This is a genomic window from Myxococcus sp. AM009 (assembly GCF_013372605.1).
GTDB classification, from domain to species: Bacteria; Myxococcota; Myxococcia; order Myxococcales; family Myxococcaceae; genus Myxococcus; species Myxococcus vastator.
This window is the reverse complement of sequence record NZ_JABXEP010000263.1, coordinates 1-6,866: the sequence shown is the minus strand read 5'-3', so window position 1 is coordinate 6,866 and position 6,866 is coordinate 1. Positions and strand designations below refer to the sequence as shown.

The following is a 6,866-nucleotide window of genomic DNA, read 5'->3' as shown; positions in this document are numbered from 1 at the left end:
GGGTGGGCAGAGGCGGAGGTGTTCGTCGGCGAGGACGGGCGCTACCAGGCGCGCATCACCGAATTCGTTCAAGGCGCACCGGGCCACCCGGGCTCCGCGGACGAGGAGCCTGGGGATGAAGAAGAGGACTTCACGAACCCGGAGTTGGACGTGCCTCCGGCACTGGAAGGGGCGGCCTTGGACGATGTGAGCAAGCCGGACGGAAGCGACCTGCTCGGAGACGTGCCCCTGCAGATTGCGGTGGAGCTGGCGCGCGTGCCCGTCACCGCGCAGCAGGTGGTGGGGCTGCGCACCGGTCAGGTCCTCGAGCTGAGCCGGGGGCCGGGAGAGCCGGTGGAGCTGTCCGTCAACGGCAAGGTGGTGGCCCGGGGTGAGCTGGTGGAGTTGGAAGGCCAGCTCGGCGTGCGCATCATCACCCTGGCGAGCTGAGTCCCAGGCGGGGCAGGGCAGGCGAGCAGGAGTGGCCGGCCGGGCGTGGGCCCGTGGCGGTCCTCCGGCCGATGCACTAGCCTCGCGCCCAGCCATGGCAGTCCTCCGTCCCCCCCTCATGCGCCTGTTGCTTGGTGCCGCGCTGGTGTTCGCGCCGCCCGCCGCCATGGCCCAGGCTCCGTCCACGTCCGCGCCGGTCGCACCCTCCGTGAATCCGGTGGCGCCCCCCGCGGCGCCTGTCCCGTCCCAGGCACCAGCGGCTGCCTCGCCCGCGACGCCATCGCCGGCCACTGAGCGCGTGGCCCCGGAGGCCGACGCCGAGTTGCTGGAGGCGGAACGTGCCCTGGACGCGGAGCTGTCTGCGCGCGAGTCCGCGAAGGCGGCCCAGAGCGGCGCGGCAGGAGACACCCTGCCGGAGTCCGAGGAGACGGACAGCCTGGGCTGGACGCTGCTGCGCACGCTGCTCGTACTGGGCGTGGTGGTGGCGTCCATCTACCTCACGCTGAACGTGGGCCTGCGCAAGCTGATGGGGCTCCAGGGGGTGGCCGCGGGCCGTCAGCCCCTGATCTCCGTGGTGGAGCGGCTGCCCCTGGACCAGCGCCGCAGCCTCTTCGTGGTGAAGGCCGCGGACGAATACCTGCTGTTGGGCGGCGGCGAGGGTGGCTTGCAACTGTTGTCGAAGCTGGATGTGGAGGCGGTGGAGCGCATCCGCGCGCAGCGCCCGCAGACGAATGCAGTTCCACTGAGCCCATTCCTCCAGAAGCTCCTCTCCCGCCGCAGCGGTGGCTCGCCTTCCCAGCCCCCCGGCTCCTGACGACCGTGCCCGTGAACGTCCCTTCCTCTGCCCGCCCCCGTCTCCCGCGCGTCCCGCCCTGGCTGTTCGCGGCCGCGGTCGCCGTTCATCCCTTCACCGCGCTCGCTCAGCGGCGCGGGAGCGCGGCCATCCCCGACTCGGTGGTCAACGAGGCCGTCAACAGCGACTCGTTCGCCTCGCGCCCGCTCATCCTCATCCTGGCGCTCGCGGCCATGGGCCTGGTGCCCTTCGCGCTGATGATGGCGACCAGCTTCGTGAAGATTTCGGTGGTGCTCTCCATTGTCCGCTCGGCGCTGGGCACGCAGCAGATTCCGCCGACCCAGGTCATCACCGGCCTGGCCATCATCCTCACCGTCTACATCATGGCCCCGGTGGGCCAGCAGATGTACCGCGCGGCCGGCCTGGACATCTGGGCCAAGGGCCCCGGCGTGTTCTCCTCGGAGACGGTGGGCTCCATGCTGGGCGCCGCCAACAAGTCCAAGGAGCCGCTGCGCGAGTGGCTCATCAAGAAGGTCACCACCAAGGACCGGGCGCTCTTCTTCAACCTGGCCAAGAAGATGCGCAAGGGCGAGGACCGCGACGCCGTGGAGAACAATGACTTCATGGTCATCATCCCGGCCTTCGTCGTGTCCGAGCTCAAGGAGGCCTTCCAGATAGGCTTCCTCTTGTTCGTCCCATTCATCGTCATCGACATGGTGGTGGCCAACATCCTGCTGGCGCTCGGCATGCACATGTTGTCGCCGACCACCATCTCCATGCCGTTCAAGCTGCTGCTGTTCGTGCTCGTGGACGGCTGGTATCTCATCGCCAAGGGCCTGGTCGTCGGCTACCTGTAGGAAGAGGGCTCCATGAATCAGCTCACGTTCATCACCCAGGAGGCCTTGTTCCTGGTGCTCGTCGCGTCGGCGCCGCCGGTGCTGATGAGCCTGTTGGTGGGGTTCATCATCTCCCTGTTCCAGGCCACCACGCAGATTCAGGAGCAGACGCTCACCTTCGCGCCGAAGGTCATCGCCGTGTTCGGCGTCCTCGCGTTGGCGGGGCCCTGGATTGGAAGCCAGCTGGTGCGCTTCACCTTCCACGTCTTCGACAGGTTCCCCGTCCTCATCAAATGAACGTCGCGGACCTCGTCGCGGAGCTGGGCACCCGGGCCAACGTCTCGGCCGTCATCTTCACGGTGGCGCTGGTGATGTGCCGGGTGATGCCCGTCCTCATCTTCAGCCCCTTCCTGGGCGGCGAGGTGGTCCCCACCGAGCTGAAGATGGGCGTCGGGCTGACGCTCTCCATCGTCCTCTATCCGCTCATCGCGGGCTCGGTGACGTCCATCCCCCTGAGCGCCATGCCGTACATCGCGCTGATGGCGAAGGAGGTGTTCATCGGCTTCTCCATCGCCTTCGTCGTCAACACGCTCTTCGAGGCGGCGCGCGTGGCTGGCAACCTGGTGGACACCATGTCCGGCAGCAACAACGCGCAGCTGTACGTGCCCCAGCTGGGGCAGCAGGTGACGCTGTTCTCCAACTTCAAGGTGCAGCTGGCGGTGGTGCTGTTCCTCACGCTGAACGGGCACCACCTGGTCATCGAGGCGCTGGCGGACAGCCTGGTGGCGGTGCCGCTGGACGGCTTCCCGCGCTTCCACGACGGGCCGTGGCCCTTCTTCGACTTGATGATTCGCGTGTTCGCGGACCTGCTCCGGGTGAGCCTGTCGCTGGCCGCTCCGGCGATGCTGGCGACCTTCCTCACGGACGTGGCGCTGGGCGCCATCAACCGCGTGGCGCCGCAAATCCAGGTGTTCTTCATCTCCATGTCCGTCAAGCCCCTGGTGAGCGTGCTGCTCGTCTTCCTGGTGCTCGGCGCCTTGATAGACCGCATGCAGGGGGAGATGGTCGTCATGCTGCGGACCCTCAACCAGGCCCTGCGGCTCTTGTCCTGAGCCTCTTCATCCGGGACGCGCCATGTCGGACGAGAGCGGCGAAAAAACAGAAGAGCCATCCCAGAAGAAGCTGGATGACTCACGCAAGAAGGGGCAGGTCTGGAAGAGCAAGGACCTCAGCGGCGTGGGCGTGCTCGTGGTGGGGCTGGCCGCGGTCAAGGGCAGCTGGGACATGCTGGAGACGGAGCTGACGTCGCTCTTCCAGTTCTCCTTCGACCACCTGACGAACCCGGTGGACCTGTCGGTGGCCACCGGGCAGCTGCTCTTGCTGGGCGTGCGCGCCGTGGTGGTGGTGTCGCTGCCGGTGCTGGCGGGTGGGGCCATTGTCGGCGGACTGCTGGAGTACCTCCAGGTGGGGTCGCTCTTCACCATGGACCCGCTGATGCCGAAGATGGAGAAGCTCAACCCCATCCAGGGCATGAAGAACCTGTTCAACAAGAAGGCGATTGTTGAGCTCCTGAAGAACCTCCTCAAAATCACCGTCACCGCCTACGTCGTCTACGGCGTGGTGCGGGACTCCATGCCCATGGTGGCCGAAACGGTGCGGCAGGACACGCGCGCCATCATGGCCATCATGGGGGAGCTGGTGACGCGCGTCGCCACGCGGGTGGCGCTCCTCTTCGTCCTCTTCGGCGTCTTCGACGTCTGGTGGCAGCGCAAGTCCTTCATGAAGGACATGATGATGACGAAGGAGGAGGTGAAGAAGGAGTACAAGCAGAGCGAGGGCGACCCGCACCACAAGGCCAAGCGCAAGGAGCTGCACCAGGAGATCATGGAGGGCGCGCAGATGGAGGCCGTGCGCGAGGCCGACGTCATCGTCACCAACCCGGACCACGTGGCGGTGGCCCTCAAGTACGACCGGGAGAAGGACGGCGCGCCGCGCGTGCTGGCCCGGGGCATCGACTTCAAGGCCGAGCGCATCAAGGCCATTGCTCGCGAGCAGGACGTGCCCACGCTGCGCAACGTGCCCCTGGCCCACGCCCTGCTACGGGTGGAGGTGGGGCGCGAAGTCCCGGAGGAGCTGTACGACGCGGTCGCCGAGGTCCTCAACTTCGTCTACGGCCTGAAGTCCGGCCAGCCGGTCCCCGAGGGCCGCGCGTGAGCGGGCCGGGTGTGGCTATCATGCAGGGACAGCGGGGCCTCCCATGAGTGACGACGCCGAAATCGCCATCGCGTTGAAGTACGACAAGGAGAAGGACGGCGCGCCGCGCGTGGTGGCCAAGGGCATGCGGCTCAAGGCGGAGAAGATTCGTGAGATTGCCCGGGAGCACAACATCCCGCTGATGCGGAACGTGAACCTGGCCAATGCCCTCTACCGCGTGGAGGTGGGCCAGGAGGTCCCCGAGGAGCTGTATGACGCCGTGGCCGAGGTCCTGAACTTCGTCTACGAGCTGCAACGCGAGCAGGCGGCCGCGGCCGCCAGGCGCTAGGGGGGCTGGACGTCCCCCACCCATCTGGAGTGAGGTTCGGTATCACGATGGCCAGAATCAACAATCCGCCTCCGAATACCGCCCTGTGGCCCTGGGGTGGTCCCCGCAGCGTCCGTGAGCGGCTCGTCGACCCGGCGCAGGTCGACCGGAAGAAGCTCCGCAAGACGGGCAACCCGAAGAACCCGGCGCTCGCGTCCGCGGCGCTGCTGGACTTCATCGGGCCGGCGCACTCCTCGGAGGAGCTCCGCCTGCCGCTGCCGCCGCACCCCGGCGGACATGAGGCGGACCTGGAGGGCTTCAGCGACCGGCCCCACCTGTCCAGCGTGGCGGGCCGGGGGCACGAGGACCAGCGCCGGATGCTGGAGCGGGGCCTGGGCAAGGTGAGGGCGGCCCCGGACCGGCTGGAGCGGCTCAAGGCGCTGCTGCACCGCGAGTCCGCCATGCTCTCCCTGGTGGACCAGGTGAACGAGGAGACGAAGGAGATCATCCGCCGCATGTGGGACGCGCAGAAGGACGAGGGCTACTAGCGTCATGGCGGTCCTGGACCCGGATGATCCGAAGGACGAGGCGAAGCTGGACACGCTTCTTCAGCGCTGGGCGGATGGCAGGGCCACGCTGCGGGACGTGCGTGGCTACTCGGACGAAGAGCTCTACGCCATCGCCAAGACGGCCTATTACTTCTTCTATCAAGGCCGGGTGAGCGAGGCGCGCACGCTCTTCCAGGGCCTGTACGCCGTCAACCCGACGGACGCCTACTTCGCCAAGGCCCTGGGCGTGGTGGAGATGGCGGCTGGAAACGGGCAGGGGGCGCTGGCGGCCTTCGACGTGGCCGCCAAGCTGACGCCGCATGATCCGTCCGTGTACGTGGGGCGCGCGGAGGTGAAGCTGGCCCTGGGCCAGAAGCCCCAGGCGCTGGAGGATCTGCGCCGGGCGGCGGCGATGCAGCCGGGGGATGACCCCGTGGTGCGCAAGGCGGCGGCCATGATCTCCGCCCTGAGCCGTCGCTGAGGCTGCATTTCACATCCGGAGTCGACTGTTCTTCCGGGGAGTCTGGTAGGCTGCCCGCCGCTCAATTCTTCGTCGTCAGGGAGGTCGTTGACATGTCGAACCCGAATCCTGATCCGCGCGTGCCCGCCCAGATGCCTCCAGAGGCCCCGCCCGAACTGGTCGCCAAGCGCGAGCGTCTCGTCACCGAACTGGAGAACCAGGCGAAGTCGGCGACGGGCACGCTGCAGCAGGTGATGCGGAAGATGTCCGCGCTGCTGGGCAACACCAAGCCCGGTGCTTCGCTGAGCTTCCAGCTCTACCAGGACGTGAAGGACGCCTTTACCCGCCACCTGAACGAGGCGACGAAGACGCCGGCCCTGGCCAACATGCCGCCCGTGCTGGTGGAGTCCGTGGAGTGGATGCAGGCGTACCTGAACGCCCGCGGCTTCGCCACCGAAGAGGCGGCCGCCGCCGCCGCCGCGCCCGCCGCCACGGCGGCTCCGGCCGCCGCGCCCAAGGCCCCCGCCGGCCCGGGGGGGGCGAAGGACGCCTTCGAGACGAGCAGCAAGAAGCACGCGTCGCTGACGGGTGACGTGCCGCCTCCGCCGGCCGCGCCGCCGGACGTCAAGGCCGAGCAGAAGGACCTGGAGTCCTTCAAGGCCTGGATGAAGAACCCCAGCCTGGGCAAGCTCAAGGGCTAGGTTGACCGCGTCGGCGCCTGGCCCGCAGGGACGCAACTTGGGGCCTGGCGCCGACGATAACTCCCTCGAGACGTTCTTTTCTTCCGAGGAGCTTTCCCCGTGACCACCAAGATTTCGAACAACGCGTCCGCCGCGGCGCGCAAGTCGACGACGACGACCCCCGAGGACCAGAAGCAGGCGTGGGAGGGCGTGCTGAACTCCGCCGTGGACCGGATGAACGAGCCGGAGATCAAGGGCAGCCTCCAGTACCTGGGCGAAGGCCGGATCAACACGGTGAAGCAGAAGGTCCAGGGGGAGATGGAGTCCTTCCTCCAGAGCAACCCGAACGCCTCCGCCGACGAGGTCAAGTCGCACGCCGAGTCGACGACGAAGAAGCACGAGACGAACGCCATGTTCCAGAAGATGCGGGACGACAACTTCTTCGGGAAGCTGATGAGCCGCCGCAAGGAGCTCATCAAGGACATGTGGGGGTAGCCCCCCGGCCGCGAGCGGCCTCGCCGCGCGCCTGTCTTTGAAGCCGCCGCCCGGGTCTCTGACCGGGGCGGCGGTTTTGCTTTGCGGGGTGCTTGGGGCAGGGG

11 protein-coding genes are annotated in these 6,866 nt (G+C 67.8%); all 11 read left to right on the top strand.

What is annotated here, in order from left to right; genetic code table 11:
• A partial coding sequence (gene sctQ / locus HV824_RS34410; RefSeq protein WP_176425151.1) for a type III secretion system cytoplasmic ring protein SctQ occupies nucleotides 1-429 on the top strand: 429 nt, incomplete at its 5' end.
• Nucleotides 430-523: 94 nt separating this feature from the next.
• The gene (locus HV824_RS34405) at nucleotides 524-1,243 is read left to right on the top strand and encodes a flagellar biosynthetic protein FliO (protein ID WP_255208575.1); all 720 of its coding nucleotides are present in this window, start codon (nucleotides 524-526) and stop codon (nucleotides 1,241-1,243) included.
• Nucleotides 1,244-1,254: 11 nt separating this feature from the next.
• Nucleotides 1,255-2,079, top strand: coding sequence for a type III secretion system export apparatus subunit SctR (sctR, locus tag HV824_RS34400; protein ID WP_176421493.1), 825 nt, complete (start codon nucleotides 1,255-1,257; stop codon nucleotides 2,077-2,079).
• Nucleotides 2,080-2,091: 12 nt separating this feature from the next.
• Nucleotides 2,092-2,355 (top strand): flagellar biosynthesis protein FliQ, encoded by a 264-nt coding sequence (gene fliQ / locus HV824_RS34395; protein WP_163786267.1) that lies wholly within the window; start codon nucleotides 2,092-2,094, stop codon nucleotides 2,353-2,355.
• Complete coding sequence (locus HV824_RS34390) at nucleotides 2,352-3,170, top strand: flagellar biosynthetic protein FliR (protein WP_163786266.1); 819 nt, start codon at nucleotides 2,352-2,354, stop codon at nucleotides 3,168-3,170. The genes fliQ and HV824_RS34390 overlap by 4 nt, the downstream gene beginning before the upstream one ends.
• Before the next feature lie 22 nt (nucleotides 3,171-3,192).
• A complete protein-coding gene (sctU, locus tag HV824_RS34385; RefSeq protein WP_176421494.1) occupies nucleotides 3,193-4,272 on the top strand; it encodes a type III secretion system export apparatus subunit SctU in 1,080 nt (359 codons plus the stop codon).
• A gap of 43 nt (nucleotides 4,273-4,315) precedes the next feature.
• Nucleotides 4,316-4,600: an EscU/YscU/HrcU family type III secretion system export apparatus switch protein gene (locus HV824_RS34380; RefSeq protein ID WP_011552525.1), complete on the top strand. Its 285-nt coding sequence runs from the start codon at nucleotides 4,316-4,318 to the stop codon at nucleotides 4,598-4,600.
• 47 nt (nucleotides 4,601-4,647) lie between these two features.
• Nucleotides 4,648-5,127 (top strand): hypothetical protein, encoded by a 480-nt coding sequence (locus HV824_RS34375; protein ID WP_163786264.1) that lies wholly within the window; start codon nucleotides 4,648-4,650, stop codon nucleotides 5,125-5,127.
• Nucleotides 5,128-5,131: 4 nt separating this feature from the next.
• A complete protein-coding gene (locus HV824_RS34370) occupies nucleotides 5,132-5,608 on the top strand; it encodes a SycD/LcrH family type III secretion system chaperone (RefSeq protein ID WP_176421495.1) in 477 nt (158 codons plus the stop codon).
• A gap of 92 nt (nucleotides 5,609-5,700) precedes the next feature.
• Entirely contained in the window at nucleotides 5,701-6,288 is a 588-nt protein-coding gene (locus HV824_RS34365; RefSeq protein ID WP_176425150.1) for a hypothetical protein, read from the top strand.
• A 99-nt stretch (nucleotides 6,289-6,387) separates the two neighbouring features.
• The gene (locus HV824_RS34360; protein ID WP_176413416.1) at nucleotides 6,388-6,762 is read left to right on the top strand and encodes a hypothetical protein; all 375 of its coding nucleotides are present in this window, start codon (nucleotides 6,388-6,390) and stop codon (nucleotides 6,760-6,762) included.
• Nucleotides 6,763-6,866: the final 104 nt, after the last annotated feature.

What these genes read in the sequence shown, in the direction of transcription:
- HV824_RS34405 (WP_255208575.1), top strand. Translation starts at nt 524, where the DNA reads ATGGCAGTCCTCCGTCCCCCCCTCATGCGCCTGTTGCTTGGTGCCGCG.
- fliQ (WP_163786267.1), top strand. Translation starts at nt 2,092, where the DNA reads ATGAATCAGCTCACGTTCATCACCCAGGAGGCCTTGTTCCTGGTGCTC.
- HV824_RS34390 (WP_163786266.1), top strand. Translation starts at nt 2,352, where the DNA reads ATGAACGTCGCGGACCTCGTCGCGGAGCTGGGCACCCGGGCCAACGTC.
- sctU (WP_176421494.1), top strand. Translation starts at nt 3,193, where the DNA reads ATGTCGGACGAGAGCGGCGAAAAAACAGAAGAGCCATCCCAGAAGAAG.
- HV824_RS34380 (WP_011552525.1), top strand. Translation starts at nt 4,316, where the DNA reads ATGAGTGACGACGCCGAAATCGCCATCGCGTTGAAGTACGACAAGGAG.
- HV824_RS34375 (WP_163786264.1), top strand. Translation starts at nt 4,648, where the DNA reads ATGGCCAGAATCAACAATCCGCCTCCGAATACCGCCCTGTGGCCCTGG.
- HV824_RS34370 (WP_176421495.1), top strand. Translation starts at nt 5,132, where the DNA reads ATGGCGGTCCTGGACCCGGATGATCCGAAGGACGAGGCGAAGCTGGAC.
- HV824_RS34365 (WP_176425150.1), top strand. Translation starts at nt 5,701, where the DNA reads ATGTCGAACCCGAATCCTGATCCGCGCGTGCCCGCCCAGATGCCTCCA.